17 protein-coding genes are annotated in these 17166 nt (G+C 61.3%); 7 read left to right on the top strand and 10 right to left on the bottom strand.

The features are described from left to right. Positions 1-94: 94 nt before the first annotated feature. On the bottom strand, positions 95-586 hold the full coding sequence (locus tag ACSQ83_RS05100) for an Rrf2 family transcriptional regulator (RefSeq protein ID WP_414953889.1): 492 nt from the start codon (positions 584-586) through the stop codon (positions 95-97). Positions 587-1247: 661 nt separating this feature from the next. Between ACSQ83_RS05100 and ACSQ83_RS05095 the strand changes: the two genes are divergently transcribed. Then, a complete protein-coding gene (locus ACSQ83_RS05095; RefSeq protein ID WP_436227411.1) occupies positions 1248-1847 on the top strand; it encodes a group III truncated hemoglobin in 600 nt (199 codons plus the stop codon). A gap of 71 nt (positions 1848-1918) precedes the next feature. Here ACSQ83_RS05095 and moaE read toward each other — a convergent pair whose 3' ends face one another. Genes moaE through ACSQ83_RS05080 form a run of 3 tightly spaced genes read right to left on the bottom strand, consistent with a single transcriptional unit; the run spans position 1919 to position 3908 of the window. Next, positions 1919-2398, bottom strand: coding sequence for a molybdopterin synthase catalytic subunit MoaE (gene moaE / locus ACSQ83_RS05090; protein ID WP_436227410.1), 480 nt, complete (start codon positions 2396-2398; stop codon positions 1919-1921). A 1-nt stretch (position 2399) separates the two neighbouring features. Then, positions 2400-2657, bottom strand: coding sequence for a molybdopterin converting factor subunit 1 (gene moaD / locus ACSQ83_RS05085; protein WP_414953892.1), 258 nt, complete (start codon positions 2655-2657; stop codon positions 2400-2402). A gap of 18 nt (positions 2658-2675) precedes the next feature. Then, positions 2676-3908, bottom strand: coding sequence for a molybdopterin molybdotransferase MoeA (locus tag ACSQ83_RS05080; RefSeq protein WP_436227490.1), 1233 nt, complete (start codon positions 3906-3908; stop codon positions 2676-2678). 297 nt (positions 3909-4205) lie between these two features. Between ACSQ83_RS05080 and ACSQ83_RS05075 the strand changes: the two genes are divergently transcribed. From ACSQ83_RS05075 to ACSQ83_RS05050, 6 genes are all read left to right on the top strand, one after another. Further along, positions 4206-4751: an NUDIX hydrolase gene (locus ACSQ83_RS05075; RefSeq protein ID WP_436227409.1), complete on the top strand. Its 546-nt coding sequence runs from the start codon at positions 4206-4208 to the stop codon at positions 4749-4751. A 29-nt stretch (positions 4752-4780) separates the two neighbouring features. Further along, complete coding sequence (gene aat / locus ACSQ83_RS05070; RefSeq protein WP_436227408.1) at positions 4781-5530, top strand: leucyl/phenylalanyl-tRNA--protein transferase; 750 nt, start codon at positions 4781-4783, stop codon at positions 5528-5530. A gap of 165 nt (positions 5531-5695) precedes the next feature. After that, entirely contained in the window at positions 5696-6577 is an 882-nt protein-coding gene (locus ACSQ83_RS05065) for an arginyltransferase (protein WP_436227407.1), read from the top strand. A gap of 142 nt (positions 6578-6719) precedes the next feature. Next, complete coding sequence (locus tag ACSQ83_RS05060; protein ID WP_436227406.1) at positions 6720-7760, top strand: quinone-dependent dihydroorotate dehydrogenase; 1041 nt, start codon at positions 6720-6722, stop codon at positions 7758-7760. A 129-nt stretch (positions 7761-7889) separates the two neighbouring features. Then, the gene (locus tag ACSQ83_RS05055) at positions 7890-8681 is read left to right on the top strand and encodes a transporter substrate-binding domain-containing protein (protein ID WP_414953897.1); all 792 of its coding nucleotides are present in this window, start codon (positions 7890-7892) and stop codon (positions 8679-8681) included. A gap of 139 nt (positions 8682-8820) precedes the next feature. Continuing rightward, on the top strand, positions 8821-9480 hold the full coding sequence (locus ACSQ83_RS05050; protein ID WP_414953898.1) for an amino acid ABC transporter permease: 660 nt from the start codon (positions 8821-8823) through the stop codon (positions 9478-9480). A gap of 28 nt (positions 9481-9508) precedes the next feature. On the opposite strand, the gene lepB is transcribed toward ACSQ83_RS05050, so the two are convergent. The 6 genes from lepB to ACSQ83_RS05020 form a co-directional block, all read right to left on the bottom strand. After that, entirely contained in the window at positions 9509-10216 is a 708-nt protein-coding gene (gene lepB, locus ACSQ83_RS05045; RefSeq protein WP_436227405.1) for a signal peptidase I, read from the bottom strand. Between the two features lie 80 nt (positions 10217-10296). Beyond that, positions 10297-11277: a Gfo/Idh/MocA family protein gene (locus ACSQ83_RS05040; protein ID WP_436227404.1), complete on the bottom strand. Its 981-nt coding sequence runs from the start codon at positions 11275-11277 to the stop codon at positions 10297-10299. A gap of 352 nt (positions 11278-11629) precedes the next feature. Continuing rightward, the gene (locus ACSQ83_RS05035) at positions 11630-12385 is read right to left on the bottom strand and encodes a FadR/GntR family transcriptional regulator (protein ID WP_414953901.1); all 756 of its coding nucleotides are present in this window, start codon (positions 12383-12385) and stop codon (positions 11630-11632) included. 321 nt (positions 12386-12706) lie between these two features. Further along, complete coding sequence (locus ACSQ83_RS05030) at positions 12707-14266, bottom strand: mannose-1-phosphate guanylyltransferase/mannose-6-phosphate isomerase (RefSeq protein WP_436227403.1); 1560 nt, start codon at positions 14264-14266, stop codon at positions 12707-12709. 386 nt (positions 14267-14652) lie between these two features. Further along, entirely contained in the window at positions 14653-15765 is a 1113-nt protein-coding gene (locus ACSQ83_RS05025; RefSeq protein WP_436227402.1) for a glycosyltransferase family 4 protein, read from the bottom strand. A 112-nt stretch (positions 15766-15877) separates the two neighbouring features. Next, positions 15878-17077: a glycosyltransferase family 4 protein gene (locus ACSQ83_RS05020; RefSeq protein ID WP_436227401.1), complete on the bottom strand. Its 1200-nt coding sequence runs from the start codon at positions 17075-17077 to the stop codon at positions 15878-15880. Between the last annotated feature and the right edge of the window lie 89 nt (positions 17078-17166).

The raw sequence follows: 17166 nt of genomic DNA, 5'->3' as shown, positions 1-17166 counted from the left end.
CGGCGATGGGCTGATCCAGATCGAAGAATCAGCGCGGGTCAGGCGAGTCTGCCGGGCAAATTGCGCTCAGTCACTCACTCAGCCACTCACTCAGTCAGCCATGCCCGGCGATACGATTGAGGCCCGCCGCGGCCGGCATGAATCGCACGATGCCGAGCGCGCCCGCGAGTTCATCAGCCGGCGACGCCAGATCGCCAACCGTATGCTGGTCGAGTTCCGCGAGAAACGCATCGCGTGCAGCCGCGAACAGCCCTCGCAACTTGCAATGGGACTGGATCACGCAATGCCGATGGGGTTCGCTTTCATCGGCGAAGCAACCGACTATCGAAAAATCGTTCTCTGTCTTGCGCACGACCTCGCCTACGCTCAGCGAGCGCGTGCGCGGGTCGAGCCTCAGACCGCCGTTACGGCCGCGTACGGTTTCCACCCAGCCCAGCTCTCCAAGCCGCTGCACCACCTTCATCAGATGGTTCTTGGAGATCCCGTAGGCATCGGAGATCTCCTGAATGGTCGACAGCCCCTCGGGCCGGACGGCCAAATAGAGCATGACGCGCAACGAATAGTCGGTGTAATCGGTCAGTCGCATGGGTGGATTGCGTTTTTCGCGTAATTAGTCGCGTATCAGTCGCGGAATCTGTCGAATGAGCCGATCGCATGTTCACGTCGGTCCGGAGCGTAGCAAAGCTTTAATTGCACGGATAAGGGTAAGGGTACGCCATCGCGCGGCACGAGTAGGCAGGCAGACGCTACACCTGACCGTGATCGGCCGCGCCTGAGACGAACCGTTCAGCGTGCCGTCGGCCACCTCGCCACAACCGCTGCGGCCAATCGCCGCTTGGCGTCATCCACTACGTCACGATTAAACGTCGATTATCATGACCACAGTCAGCAGGGTGTCAATCAACCTCACTTCGCTTAATTGCCGCGCGTATTAGTCGCAGTTTTTGACCTGACTCATTCGCACGGCTCATTTGCTTAAATCAACGGCCAGCATTTTCTGGCCCCATTTACAGATGGCGCGTATGACGTTGATTCCATAAGCCGGCCTTGTGCGCCCGCTTCGTCGACGCGCTTCATGAGCCCATTTGGCGATAGGTTCGTAGTTTATTCTGTTCCCGTCAATCGTCTGCTGTAATTGGTATTTACTAATATCCGGCCAGTCGGAATGCGCTCTCCGTTTTCAAGAGTCACTGATCTGCATTTCGCCTGCCAGAATAAATCTCCACTGAATCCTGTTATCGAACCTTATGAGCAAGCCCCTGATTGAACCGTCCAGCCAGCCGGCGCCATTGCCGACGCCATTTGTCCGAATCGCGGAACCCGACGAAAACAATATCCGGGAACTGGTCCACGCGTTCTACCGGCGTGTGGACGATGACGTCCTGCTTGGACCCATCTTCGCCCGCGAACTCGCTGGGCGTTGGGACGCGCATTTGGCGAAGATGACGACCTTCTGGTCGAGTCTGGTGCTTGGAACGAAGGGATACAGGGGCAACGTTCAAGAGGCGCACCGGCCACTCGGCGATATTGGACCCCAGCACTTCGCCCGCTGGCTCACGCTTTTCCTCGATACCGTCAACACCCGCTACGAGCCTACCGCTGCCGTGCAGTTCATGGAGCCAGCGCTGCGTATTGCGCAAAGCCTGCAACTGAGCAAATTCGGCTGGGATTACGCCATTCCGGACGAACAACTCGCTTTGATGGCATCGCTCAAGCGTCTGCGCACGGGTCGCGGCGAAAACGAGCCTTCAACGGAGTTGCCCGACCGGAGCCGCGGTGGACCCTTTCCAGTCGGGCTGTCGAGTGTTGAAGATACCGAACAACGCGACGAATCGAACGAAACATAATTACTTACGCCTGGGCGCACCCGCCCAGGTCGCCAGCGACACAGCGGAAAGCAGCGCTGGCCGCGGATTGCTTACGCCCCCGCCCCTTTTTGCGCACTCAGATTCCATCGCGTCAACGCAGCGTCGTCGGATTCACGGGCATCGACCCATTTCTCGCCGTGTTCCGTCGTTTCCTTCTTCCAGAACGGCGCCTGCGTTTTCAGATAATCCATCACGAACGCACACGATTCGAACGCTTGCGCCCGGTGCACGGCGGTTGTCACGACCAGCACAATCTGGTCGAGCGGCAAGAGTTTCCCCACGCGATGCACGATCAGCACGTCCGATCCCGGCCAGCGGTCCCGAGCCTGCTCGGCGATGGCCTCCAGCGCCTTTTCGGTCATGCCCGGATAGTGTTCCAACTCCATCGCCTGGACCGTTTGGCCCTCGTTCAAATCCCTCACCGTACCGACAAAACACGCCACCGCGCCCACCTTGGGGTTATCCGCGCGCAACGCGGCGACTTCCGTGCTGAGATCGAAATCGGCTTCCTGCACGCGTACTCGCGTCATCTCAGCCTCCCGTGACGGGCGGGAAAAACGCGACTTCGCAGCCTTCCGTGATGCGCCGCGACGGGTCCGTCATCTCGTGATTGCACGCCATGCGCAGCGAGCGGCCCTCGGCAAGCGTTTCCGCCCATGCACCGCCGCGCATGCGCAGCCAGGCGCGCACGTCGCCGACGCTGGATACGCTGTCCGGCACATCCACGCTCTCGTTCGCCACGCCCAGCGCTTCACGCACGCCCGCAAAAAACCTTAATTCAACTTTCATGATTGCCTTCGACGCAACTCAACGCATCAGTTCTGAAAACGGGATAAAACGCACGGTCTCACCGGCCTGGATAGCGTGATTCGGCGGGTTGTCGATCAGGCCGTCGCCCCATACCGTGGATGTCAACACAGCCGAGCTTTGATTCCCGAACACCTCCAGGCCGCCGGATTCGTTCACGCGTGCACGCAGGAATTCGTTGCGCCGGTCACCCTTCTTTTGCATGAAGTCGGCCCGCATGGAGTACACGCGCGGCTCAACCGCTTCAGCGCCCGCCAACCGCAGGATGAACGGCCGCACGAACAGCAGGAACGTGCAGAAACTGGAGACCGGATTGCCCGGCAATCCAATAAAAAATGCCTCTCCGCCGCTTTGATCGGCCGACTCGCGCCGCACCGCGCCGAACGCGAGCGGTTTGCCGGGTTTCATCGCAATCTGCCACATGGAAATGCGGCCTTCGGCTTCCACAGCCGGTTTCACATGATCTTCCTCACCAACCGACACCCCCCCGCACGTGAGGATCAGGTCATGATCACGCGCCGCCTGCCGCAGGGTTTCGCGAGTGGCGTCCAGACGGTCAGGCACGATACCGAGGTCGGTCACGTCGCAACCCAACTTTTCGAGCAACGCGCGCAGCGTAAAACGATTCGAGTTGTAGATTGCACCGGGGCGCAACGGCTCGCCCGGCATGGTGAGTTCGTCGCCGGTAAAAAACACGGCCACGCGCACTTTGCGCACCACGTCGAGCGCAGCGCTTCCCACCGATGCCGCGAGCCCCAGCGCCTGCGGCGTCAGCCGCGTGCCTGCCGGCAGGATCACGGAGCCGCGACGGATGTCGGCGCCTTGCTGCGTGATCCATTCGCCCTCCGCCGGCACCTGGGAGAAGGTCGCGCCGGCGTTATCGGAGCGAACCATTTCCTGCATCACGATGGAGTCCGCGCCCGGCGGCACGGTGGCACCGGTGAAGATGCGCGCGACCGTCCCGGCAGCCAGCGGCTCGGCAGTCTGGCCAGCCGGCACACGCTGCGACACGGGTAGCGTCACGGCGTTCGCATCGGACGCGCCGGCGAGATCCGCGGCCCGCACCGCGTAGCCGTCCATGGAACTGGTACGCATGGGCGGCACGTCGAGCGGCGATACGACGGCCGCAGCCAGCACGCGACCGAGTGCGTCGAAGGTATCGACGGTTTGCGCGCCGTCCACTTGGCGCGCAGCCGCCAGCAAGGTGGCGAGTGCGTCGGCAGTGGACAGCATTGGCGGGCGTGGAGCGGCGGGCGTGGTGGACATCGTCGGGATTCGTATAGGCCGTAAATGAGCAGGGGCAGCGCCAAAAGCGTCGCGTCCGAAGCACTTATTGTAACGAGAAGCCGGCAGCTAGCGTCCGCCCGGTTGTGTCCGATCCGGGCTCATCGGCCATCTGGACAAGTGCTGGACAATGCTGCGCCCAGGCACCCACTCCGGCTTGGCGGCGGCTTTTTCGACTGCCGCCCGCGCTGCTGCGCGACACGGGCTCGGTGATACACTCGCACGACACTTTCAGACTTCTCCCCTATGAAATTCTGTTCCGTCTGCGGCCACGAGGTCGGCCTGAGCATTCCGCCTGGCGATAACCGCCAGCGCTACGTCTGCGGCAATTGCGGCACGGTGCATTATCAGAATCCGCGCAATGTGGTCGGGACCGTGCCGGTCTGGGACGACAAGGTGCTGCTCTGCCGGCGCGCGATCGAACCGCGCTACGGCTACTGGACCTTGCCGGCGGGTTTCATGGAAATGGGCGAAACCACCAGCGAAGGTGCCTCGCGCGAAACGCTAGAGGAAGCCGGCGCACGCGTCGAAATCCAGAGTCTCTTCACGCTGCTGAACGTGCCTCATGTGCACCAGGTGCATCTCTTCTATCTGGCACGGCTGCTGGATCTGGACATCGACGCCGGAGAGGAAAGTCTCGAAGTGAAACTCTTCGACGAGAGCGACATCCCCTGGGACGAAATCGCCTTCCCGACGGTCGGGCAGACGCTGCGTTTCTTCTTCGCCGACCGCGCCGCCGGCAATTACGCGCTGCATACCGGCGACATCTTCCGCTCGCTGCGCGAAGGCTGAGCGCCCCGCGCTGATCACTCCCGAGAATCATGGTTCCCTGGCTCGCCTCCGACGATCCGTTCCCCCCTGTCGAGCGCGCGCTCGACGAGGCAAGCGGCGCGCCCGGATTACTTGCGGCCAGCGCTGAATTGCAGAGCAGCCGTCTTGTGGATGCGTATCAGCGCGGCATTTTCCCGTGGTATTCCGATGGCCAGCCGGTGCTCTGGTGGAGTCCCGATCCGCGCATGGTGCTGATTCCCGACGAATTCAAAGTCTCCGATTCATTGCGTAAAACGCTGCGGCGGGTGTTGCGCGAGGCATCGTGGGAAATTCGCGTGGACGAAGATTTCGCCGGCGTGATGCGTGCGTGCGCCCAGACGCCGCGCGAAGGCCAGCGCGGCACGTGGATCACGGCGGATATCGTGGAAGCGTATTCCTCGCTGCATCGCGAAGGACGGGCGCACAGCATTGAAACGTGGTTCGAGGGCAAGCGCGTGGGTGGTCTTTATGGCGTGTCGTTCGGGCGGATGTTTTTCGGCGAATCGATGTTCGCGCATCGCACCGATGCCTCGAAAATTGCGCTCGCGGCGCTCATCGGACACCTGCGCCACCATAAAATAGAGATGATAGACTGCCAGCAGAATACGTCGCATCTGGCCTCCCTGGGCGGCCGGGAGATCTCCCGCAAGGTATTTGTGAGACATCTGCGCGGGGCGGTCGGCGAGCCGCCGGTGCCCTGGCGGTTCGACAAATATGCGCTGCTTGAAACGCTTCGGCCTCCCGTGTTGCCACCTGAATGAATGAGACCGGTTTCGAAGACATCCGCCATGATCGAACGTGACGATCAGACGTCATGCGTCGCAGGCAAAATAGCGAAACGACCGAGGATTTCCGCCCTGCATCGAACCGCTGCGGCACGGTTGGGACGGTAAGTAAGTTATACGTTTAGAACGAGAGCTGCCAACGTGACTCACCCCAATGAGCTGCCGCTTTCTCCCCTTTCGGCGTTGCAATTCTATGCAACGGCGCCGTACCCCTGCAGCTATCTGGACGGGCGCATTGCGCGCTCTCAGGTCGCGACGCCCAGTCACCTGATCAACTCCGACGTCTACACCGAACTCGTCAAGGCGGGTTTCCGGCGCTCCGGGGTCTTCACCTATCGCCCATATTGCGACGGCTGCCGCGCCTGCGTGCCGGTGCGCGTGCCTATTGAAAACTTCAAGCCGAACCGCACCCAGCGGCGCGTCTGGAAGCAGCATGGCGGGCTGGTGGCGAGCGTCGCACCGCTGCACTACGACGAAGAGCACTACGCGCTCTATATGCGATATCAGTCGGCGCGGCACGCGGGCGGCGGCATGGATCGCGACAGCCGCGACCAGTACGAGCAATTTTTGCTGCAAAGCCGGATCAACTCGCGCCTCGTGGAATTCCGCGAGCCTGTGCGCGCCGGCAACCCCGCAGACTCTGCGGATCCGGATGCAAGCCTGCACAACAGTCTCGTCGATGATCCGCCGGAGCCCGGCACGCTGCGCATGATCAGCATGATCGACATTCTCGGCGACGGACTTTCGTCGGTTTACACGTTTTTCGAACCCGGCCTGCCGCACACCAGCTTCGGCACTTACAACATCCTGTGGCAGATCGAGCAAGCGCGCAGCCTGGATTTGCCTCACGTCTATCTGGGTTACTGGATTCGTGAGAGCGACAAAATGGCGTACAAGGCGAATTTCCGGCCACTGGAGGGCTTGATCGACGGGCACTGGAGCTTGCTCGATCCCACTACGATGCACTCCGCCGGAACACCGCCCATGCCAGGCAAGATGCCCGCAGACAAAGCGCGGCGCTGACCTCGACGGCGCTCCTGCGACATTCTCTCCCCCGGCATTGTCCAAGGCGCTTTTCATCGGCGTGTCATCGCTTTTCGGCGGGCCCGCGCAAAGCCGTTAAAATGGCGCGTCTCAATTTACGCCGCTCCGGCCTTTCCTCCTCGTGTTCAGCTCTCTCTACCCGCTCGCCCGCGCGCAACTTTTTCGCATGGATGCGGAAGATGCCCATCACCTGACATTGCGTATGCTGGGCGCCGCCGGCCGCACCGGCCTGGCCGGCATGCTCGCCGAGCGCGCCGCTGATTCACCGCGTACCGTCATGGGCCTGAGCTTTCGCAATCCGGTCGGACTTGCGGCGGGGCTGGACAAAGACGGGGCTTGTATCGACGGACTGGCATCGCTCGGGTTCGGATTTATCGAAGTGGGAACGGTCACACCGCGCGCGCAACCCGGCAATCCGCGCCCGCGCATGTTTCGCCTGCCCGACGCGCAGGCGCTGATCAACCGGCTTGGATTCAACAACCGCGGCGTCGACCAGTTTGTCGAGAACGTCAAGGCCGCGCGGTATCGCGGCGTGCTGGGATTGAATATTGGCAAGAATGCCGATACCCCCATAGAACGCGCTGCCGAAGATTACTTGTATTGCCTCGAACGTGTGTATCCGTTCGCGAGCTACGTGACGATCAACATCTCGTCGCCGAACACGAAAAACCTGCGCCAGTTGCAAGGCGCGGGCGAACTGGACGCACTGCTCGGCGCGCTGAAGGACAAACAACAACGTCTGTCCGACCTGCACGGCAAGCTCGTGCCCCTCGCGTTGAAGATCGCCCCCGATCTCGACGACGAGCAGGTCAAGGAGATTGCCGCGACCCTGCTACGCCACAAGATTGATGGCGTGATCGCGACCAACACAACGCTGTCGCGCACTGCGGTGACGGGCATGAAACACGGCGATGAAGCCGGTGGTTTGTCAGGCAAGCCGGTTTTCGAAGCATCGAATGCAGTGATCCGCAAGTTGCGTGCGGAATTGGGCAGCGAAGTGCCGATCATTGGCGTGGGCGGCATCATGTCGGGCGACGACGCGCGCGAGAAACTCGCAGCGGGTGCATCGCTCGTGCAGATCTACACGGGCTTGATCTACCGGGGCCCGGCGCTCGTGACAGAATGCGTCGAAGCGCTGGCCCGCGCGAGTGCCGCTGCATGACCGCGTCTTTTTTGACTACACACGCTCATACCCACATGAGCAAACGATCTGAAGAGCGCATTGCGTTTTAGCTATCATCGCTGCACTTTAGATTACTGACAAAAAACCAGGACAAAGGCAATCCACCTCATGAAACTCTCTCTCTTCAAAAAAGTGCTCGTGGCAGGCTTGATCGGCGCATCGCTCTCGGCCGTCGCACACGCAGAAGACCTGCTGGATTCGGTCAAGCAACGCGGTACGTTGCGCATCGGCCTGGAAGGTACGTTCCCCCCGTTCAACTCGAAGACGCCGCAAGGTGAACTCGTTGGCTTCGACGTCGACATCGCGAAGGCGGTTGCAGCGAAGCTAGGCGTGAAGCCGGTGTTCGTGACGACTGAATGGAGCGGGATCATCGCGGGTCTGCAGGCTGACAAGTTCGATGTGATCGTGAACCAGGTCGGCATTACCGATGCCCGCAAGCAGACGCTCGATTTCTCGCCTGCCTACACGTATTCGAATGCGCAACTGATTCAGCGCAAGGACGACACGCGCGACTTCAAGACGCTTGACGACCTGAAGGGTAAGAAGCTTGGCGTGGGTTTGGGCACAAACTACATGGACATGGCGAAGGCCGTTCCGGGTATCGATGTGAAGACGTATCCGGGCGCGCCTGAGTACCTGCGCGATCTGGCGTCGAACCGTCTGGACGCTGCATTGAACGACCGCCTGATGCTTGCGTACCTGATGAAGAACTCGCAGTTGCCGCTGCGCACGGGCGCGAATGTGGGCCCGGGCAATCCGTCGGGGATTCCGTTCAAGAAGGGTAATCCGAAGTTCGAGAAAGCCATTGATGACGCAATGACCCAGCTCGAAGCCGACGGTACGTTCACGAAAATCTCGGACAAGTGGTTCGGTATCGACGTGACGAAGCCAGCAAAATAAGCCAGCGAAGCAAGCCGGTGACGCAAGCCGGCGCTTTAAAAACCGGACCCTCACGCGTTCGGCATCGGGGCGGCTTCTTCGGGATGCCGCCCTTTGCATTTGATGCCCGCCTCCGACGTAACGCCTACTCTATTGCCCCATGTCCACGACATCCCTGCTCGTTCAATCCATACCGGCCCTTGCACAAGGCGCCGTCCTGACGATCAAGTTCGCGGTCTATTCGATGTTCTTCGGCCTGATCGCGGGCACGATACTCGCGACCATGGGCATCAGCCGAAGCCGCACGCTGGTCGGCATTGGGCGCGCTTATGTGAGTGTCATGCGGGGTACGCCGCTGCTGGTGCAGATCTTCGTGATCTATTACGGACTGCCGAGCCTGGGTATTTCGCTCGATCCCACGCCGGCGGGGGTGATCGCGTTATCGGCGAATGTGGCGGCTTATCTTTCCGAAAGCATGCGCGGCGCCATTCTCGGGATCCAGAGTGGGCAGTGGCTGGCGGCCTATAGCTTGGGTTTGTCGAGGATGCAGACGTTGCGGTATGTGATTGGACCGCAGGCATTGCGGATTGCCGTGCCCAGCCTTTCCAATAGCCTCATCAGCCTGATCAAGGATACCTCGCTTGTTTCCGTGATCACGGTGACTGAATTGCTCCGGAGTGCGCAGGAAGTGATCGCGGCGACGTATCAGCCGTTGCCGTTATATCTCGCTGCCGCCGTGGTGTATTGGGTGCTGTGCAGCATCCTGGAATTCGTGCAGCGGTTGTTCGAACGAAGGCTGGCGTTGCCGGGAAGACATTAAGAAGGGAGCGTTCGCCGGCACTGCTCTCTCAGGATTTGTCCTTTGGCGCGAGCGCGGCGTTTGGATCCAGCCTCGCCCCGAACCGGTCCAGTCTCGGCATATGATGCCGGTCGGGATCCAGCGAATACGCTACCCGCGTTGCCCTTCCCATTAATTCACTGCGTGGGAAAAACCCGAAATACCGCGAGTCCGCGCTGTCGTCGCGGTTGTCTCCAAGCATCAGATACTCGCCTTTAGGCACCGTCACCGGCCCAAATGAGCGTCGCGGACTGGGCGCCAGCACCGACAATCTCACCACATGCGTAACGTGCCCAAGCTTCTCGTCAAGATACTCGCCGGGCGAAGACGCATCGCCCTCCACTCCGGTGATATCGACTGGCTGATAACCCGCCCGCTTGCCGTCGATATAAAGCACGTTGTCCCGCATCGCGACCACATCGCCGGGAAGCCCGATCAACCGCTTGACGATCAGTTCATGTGCCGCCGATGAATCCACCGTCACAATGTCGCCGCGCTGCGGATCGTGGAGGTGCGCAAGCGCGACGTGCGTGAATGGAATGCGCAGGTCGTACGCCATCTTGTCGACAACAATCCGGTCACCTTCGCGAATGGTGGGCAGCATGGAACCGCTTGGCACCACGTTCCAGTCGGCGATAGCGCTGCGAAACAGCGCCATTAACACGAGAAACGCAATCAGGTTCCGATATTCGCGCCAGAGTCGGGGTAACAGTCGCATGGTGGAGAATGCCGGCGGGTGAGGACGACGCAGCTTAACGTCTAAACCTGAAATGGCGCTTAAATTAAATGGACCCGTGCCTATTCCGTTTCGAAAGGAAACCGCACGCCTAGGTCGCGGCGAGCCGCGTCGGTGATCGAAATCATCTGCATGGAGACGGCGTGCCGCATGATCGGGCTCTCGGTCTCGCCGCTGCGCAGCAGTTCGCAAAAATGCGCAGTCTCGTAGTTCAAGCCACCGCCTTCGAACGGCGCATCCAGCTCAACGGTGCGGCCATCCAGATAGCGGATCGTCGCGCGTGCAGGATTCCACCAGTTTTCATGGATGGTCACCGTGCCGCCGGTGCCGGCCAGCAATGCGTCGCCCTTGCCTTGCAGATCCAGCCCGCAGAACAACTGCGCAACGCCCCGTTCATGCCGCACGTTCAAGCTCGCGAAGGTGTCCACGCCGGTCTGTCCGACGCGCCCGAAAGTCTGCACCTCAAGCGGTTCGCCCAGCCAGTCCACGGCGAGAAACGCTTCATAGATACCGATGTCGAGCAACGCGCCGCCACCCATTTCCATCGAATACGAGGGGTGCGAAAGCGGTACGTTCGCGATCGAACAACCGGCTCGAACCAGACCAATTTCACCAATAGGGTCAGCCGCAAGACGGTCGCGCAACTGCGTGTAAAGCGGATAGAACGGCGGTTTCATCGCTTCCATGAACAGCAGCTTCGATGACCGCGCGACGTCGATCATTTCCTGCAACGCCCGCGCGTTGACGGCCGCCGGCTTCTCGCAAAGCACGGCACGTCCTGCCTGGAAAGCACGCAGCGCGTACTGGGGATGGCTGTCCTGCATCGTCGCAATGTAGAGCGCGTCGATGTTCTCGAGCAGCGCGTCGAAGCTCTCGTATGCCTTGGTATGAAACTGCGAGGCGAACGCTTGCGCCGTTTCGGGGCGTCGCGACCAGACTCCGCCCAGCGTCGTGCCGGGCACAAAGGCCAGCCCCTGAGCGAATCTGTGTGCAATGTTTCCCGCGCCAACGATGCCCCAGCGGATCGTGCTCTGTGCGTTCATCTGTCCTGCTCCCCGCATGCAATGTGAATAGTCGGCCAAGGCCGGCGATGCGCACATTGTCCCATTGTCTGCCGCGCAAGTGATCTGCGTGAAGACTGGACGATGAATGCACGACCATGCGCAACGCGTCGCGTTTGGAACGCCAGGCTCAAGAGAATAGGTTGGGAGGGGTATCGTTCGACGCGCGGACCATCAGGCTTCAAGGTCAGGCAGGAAAATTGAGTGAAACGTTTGCGTAAGTAAAAACCCGATTAGGGCGCTGCTCGCGCCCGGCCACGATAAACGTGACCAGAAACATCGGGCCAGCTTCGACACGCCGGAACCCTCCCGGACGCGAAGCTTCGACCAGGCGTCAGGCGCCGGCCGACTCGGATTCGCCGACCGGTGGCGACGAACTGTCCTCGCGGCGTTCAAGCGAAAAGGCTCGTCCGACTTCCTCCGCGGTGACATCGATCAGCGTGCTCATCGCGCGCTCGGACAACCCGGCATCGTGAGCCTCGATTGCTTCCACCACGCGGCGCTGCGCTTCAAGCGTCGCGTCACGCATGGTCGCGATCCCCGCCACGATCGGATAGACCGTCACCAGCGCGCCCCGCACGATAGCCGTCATCTGCTGGAAAAACTGGTTGCCGCTCGCGGCCACAATGCGCGTATGCAACGCGACATCGGCGGCCTGATACTCGGGCTCGCTGCCATTGAGCGACGCAAGCGCGTCGAACGCATCGCGAATCCCGCTCACTTCGTCCGGCGTCGCACGGGTTGCTGCCAACGCGGCCGCACGCGGCTCGATCAACATGCGGAACTCGATCACGTCGCGCAAGAACGCCTGATCCGGCGTCGCACGGAAGCGCCAGCTCACCACGTCCTCATCGATCAGCCGCCAGTCGCTCATCGGCCGGATCCGCGTGCCCGTCTTGGGACGCACATCCAGCATGTGACGCGCGAGCAGCATGCTCAAGGCCTCTCGCATCACGGTCCGACTCACGTCGAACTCCTTCGACAAGACGTCCTGCGGCGGCAGGATCGCGCCGTACTTCTGTTCGACGATGCCCGATACGAGCCCGTCCATCACCTTAGCCACCAGTGATCGCTCTTTGTTTTCGTCCATCACCCCTCTCCCCTTGCCCTACATTGTGTCCCTGCGCGTCCGGCGGGCTTCCCCAAGCTTGCCGGAAGGCCCGGTGAGTCCTGCTGATTCATCAGGTCAATCAAATCGATCAGACCAATCAGCAGCCCTGACCGTGCACGATAAATTGCGTCTTCAATACCGCCAGCGCCAGTCGGAATGTCCCTCTCAAGGGTTATCCCTTTCCTATGGTCCTCGCGTCTCGCGATACTGCCTCGGCAATCGCTGTATCAAGTACTTCTTGATACCTGTGATTTAAGTGCTTCGTAACGCCCCATCTTCATGCCACACCCTCATCAGTGTTCAGCCTGCTGCCGCCTTCTCGGTTGCGCGTCCGTACTGATCGTCGAAACGCACGATGTCGTCTTCGCCCAGATACGTCCCCGATTGCACCTCGATCATTTCGAGCGGCGTCTTGCCCGGGTTTTCGAGCCTGTGCGTGGTACCGAGGGGAATGTACGTGGACTGATTTTCGCTGACCAGAAAGGTCTCTGTCCCGCGGGTGACGAGAGCGGTGCCTCGGACGACGATCCAGTGTTCCGCACGATGGTGGTGCATCTGCAGCGAGAGCCGCGCGCCCGGTTTCACCACAATGCGCTTTACCTGGAAACGTTCGCCATGATCGATGGAATCATAGAAACCCCAAGGCCGCTGAACCTTACGATGATCATGCGCCTCGGCGCCTTTGGCGGCTTTCAGGCGCCCTACCATCGCCTTCACTTCCTGCACGCGGTCCTTCGATGCAACAAGGATCGCATCCGCCGTTTCCACGACGACGACACCGGTCACGCCGACGCACGCGACCAGGCGGCCGTCGGAATGCGCGAAACTGTCTGTTGACCCTTCGAAGATCACACGGCCGCGAGCAACGTTGCCGTCGTCGTCCTTGTTCGACAGGTCCCATACGGCGTCCCACGCACCGACATCGGACCAGCCGGCGGTGAGCGGCACCACGACGCCTGGAAACTGAGGCGTCTGCGTTATCCGCTCCATGACGGCGAAATCGATTGAATCGGAGGGGCACGCTTCGAACGCGCCGAGATCGAGTTGTGTGAAGCCGTCCTGATGCAAGCCACGTTCAGACGCGCTCACGCACGCGGCGTAGATAGCTGGCTGAAAGTGCTCGATGGCGGCAAGCCAGACCGACGCCCGACATACGAAAATGCCGCTGTTCCACCAGTACTCGCCGGACGCGAGATATTGCTCGGCAATTTCCCGGCGCGGCTTTTCGACGAACCGTTCGAGCACCCGCGCTTGAGGGGCGCCATCATCAGCCATCCCCAGAGCGGCGCCGGCCTTGATATAGCCGTAGCCTGTCTCGACCTTGTCGGGCACGACACCCAGCGTAACGAGCGCGCCGCTTGCCGCGTGTTCGATCGCCTTGGCGATCGTTCGACGGAACGCATCGAGGTCGGTCACGGCGTGATCGGCGGGCATGGCCACCATGACCGGGTCATCGCCCGATCCGGCAGCCACTGCCGCCAACGCAGCGAGCGTAAGCGCCGGTGCAGTATTGCGGGCGCAGGGCTCGAGCACAATGCGTGCTCGACGGCCATTACGCTCGATCTGCTGGGCAATCAGCAACTTGTGCTCACTGCCGCAGACCACGATCATTTCTTCGCTGGTCGCAAAGTGCACCGTGTCGCGGTCGTGGGTCGCCACATCCAGACCGTCAAGACGGCGGAGCGTGGCTTCGAGCAACGATTCCGCGCCCATGAGTTCGATGAGTTGCTTGGGGAACTGCTGCCGCGATAACGGCCACAGACGCGTGCCGGAACCGCCGGCGAGAATGACCGGCTGCACGCGAAGACTCGCAGCACCCGTCTTGGGGGTACCGGTAAGCGGATAGTGGGACACGTCCACAGTGACTCCTGAAGCATTGAAGCTGATTGAGGGCCGAACGCGTCATACAGGTACGGACGCGTGAAGAACACGCATCGATTGATGCGCTATTTAAGCAGGTAAATTTATTTCGTTGTGTGCGCGTGCGAACGCCCGCACGCTATTCGGTCGATCCGCCGTTCAAGGCACCCGGCCGGCTCGCGTGACCGGGATGCGCGCCTGACCTATTCGATGAGTCGCGCCGAGTGCGCCCATTACACTTTCACTAGACCGATGATTCAGTGCGCCCGCACACACTGCACAAGCACACCCTGATATTTCGCCATCGTGGGGCAACCGCGCTGCAGCGCAATGCGTAATGAGCAATGCGCACCGGTGTGGCCGTGCAGCGCTGCCCGTCACGTCACTCACGCAGCCGGCGCACGCCGTGTCGACGGACGGTTCTTCCGTTCGCACCGCGCGATCGCTTGCTCATAGACCGCCAGATGCTCCGTGTACACGCGCTCAACCGAAAAGCGCTCCAGATTCAGCTTCGCACGCGCAGCATATTGCGCACGTATCGGTGAATCCATCAGCAGCCATCCCATCTTGGCGGCCAGTTGCATCGGCTCCTGTGGAGCAACGAGCACGCCTGCACCGCCGTTTTCCAGCATCTCCGGCACACCGCCTACTTTGGTCGCGAGGATCGCACAACCCGCCTCCCGCGCTTCGCTGATCGCCAGCGGCCCGGGCGCCTGGTGAGCCGCGAACACGAAGAGATCCGCTTCGTTCAGATACGCCCGGGGATCCGGGACGAACCCTGTGAACCTGACATGATTCGCAATGCCAAGTTGTTCGGCCAGACTTTCCATCACCCCGCGATCAGCTCCCTCTCCTACCAGATAAAGCTGCGCGTCTTGCGCCTGCTCTTGGGTCTGCAGCACATGCGCAAACGCGTGCAGCAGATCGGCAACGCCGTTACGCTCGAACATCGCTGCCACGCACACCACGTTCGGATGCTGCAACTGCAATGGTGATGGCTGCCGTGCGGGGAAACGCGGCGAACCGATCGTGCCGCTTGCCACCACGCTCAAGGTGTTCGCGAGCACGCCACGCTCCAGCATCGCGTCGCGGGCCGCGTGGCTCATCACGATCACGCGATCACCGAACCGCACCATCGAAGCGCCTTTCTGAATATCGTGATGAACGGTGGTGACCAGCGCGAAGCGGCGGCGCATGCTGCCGAAGCGCGAGATCAATGCGCCGGTCATCATGTGCGCGTGCACGACGTCGGGATTGAAGCGTTCGATCAACCGGCCAAACCCCGCGATCATGGCCGGCACACGCCAAGGCTGGCGCGACTGATGCAGCAGCGAATGCGTGACGCCATGGCGACGCAGCAGCGGCTCAAAGGTACCGCCTGCTGAAGCAACCACGACGTCGTGTCCGGCGCGCGCCTGCATGCACGCCAGATCGACCATCGCGTTGACGGCGCCGTTGCCGTTGCATTGCGCATGCGAGGCCAGGTGAACGATTTTCATAACTAGGTCTGGTTCGAGGTTAAGCGGCGCCTGGCGCGCTGGGGCCCTTCTTTCTTATGCTGGTGACTGCGGGGTACTTGTGGCTACAGCGTTTCAACACGCGTCGATCAGTTCATCTCTTCATCGATACAGCCTCTTGGCGAGTCCGCGCGTTGCGGCCAGCGGCCTTGCGCGTTTTCGTTCTCGCAATGTCTTCGAACAGCGCGAGATAGCGGGCTGCCATGGTCTGCCATGACAGCGTCGCGGCCAGCGCCTGAGCTGCTTGTCCCATTTCGCGCGTACGCAGCGGGTCGGATGCAATCAGCGAGATGGCTTCGGCCATCGACGTTTCGTTGTCGGGATCGTCCAGCACGATGCCGCACTCCTCCGTGACCACTTCCGCGCCGCCGGTCGTGTGCACGGTGATCACCGGCAACGCGCAGGCAAGCGCCTCGAGCAGCGCGACGCTCATGCCTTCGTAACGCGACGGGAACACAGATGCATCGACGCAACGCATCAGCGTGGGCATATCGCGGATCATCCCGACGAAATGCACGCGATCCGCCACGCCGAGCGCCGCGGCCATTGCCGGATACGGACTGTTCGCCACGCCGCCGGCCACGGCAAGATGAACATTGGAAGGACACTTCACGAGTGCACGCAGCACGGTGTCGAGGTTCTTGCGCGCGTTGCGCAGGTCGCCCGTGAACAGCACCATGAACGGGTCTTCGGGCAACTTGAAACGCTCGCGCTGCGATGTCTGCGACAAGTCCGGCGAGAACTCGACGTTATCCACGCCGTTATGGATCACGCGGATCTTGTCACGCGACATGCCAAGCGATACGAGTTCCGAACTCACCTTCTCCGACACCGGCACCAGCACGCGTGCACGACTGAACGCCCAGCGTTCGCACCACGCATTGAGCCGCGTGAACAACAGTTGATACGCGGCATGCAGTCCGCCGGTCAGCTGAAACGGGTAATAGCCGCTCTTGTACCAAGCGTTGTGGACGAAGTGGATGACGTTCACATCGGAATCCGTCCACGCGATAAAGCCATTGACCTGCACTACATCGAACGCGTGACGATGAGCGCGAATCCACGCAGCGGCGCGCAATGCGAACATCTGGTATTGCAGCAAGCGCGTGGGCACCCGGCTCGCGGCTATGCGAACCACGGTCACGCGCGAATGCTGGCTCAAGGTTTCGTCGACACCAGTGCTGAGCAGCGTGACGCAATGTCCCGCTGCCAGCGCCGCCTGGACGACCTCGTAGTTGACGCGCCCTTGGCCGTCGTTGCGGCCGACGGTATGGGTGACGATAAGTAGATTCAAACGGCCCTCGCTGGATACTGAGTGTTCTGTCGTGCTTGTCCGGTACCCGGCTGGCATCCAGCTAAATCCGCCAGCCTGATCAGGCCGAT

Source organism: Caballeronia sp. LjRoot29 (assembly GCF_964252755.1).
Classification (GTDB): Bacteria; Pseudomonadota; Gammaproteobacteria; order Burkholderiales; family Burkholderiaceae; genus Caballeronia.
Note: the sequence above shows the minus strand (reverse complement) of the source record. Positions and strands in the feature narration are given on the sequence as shown.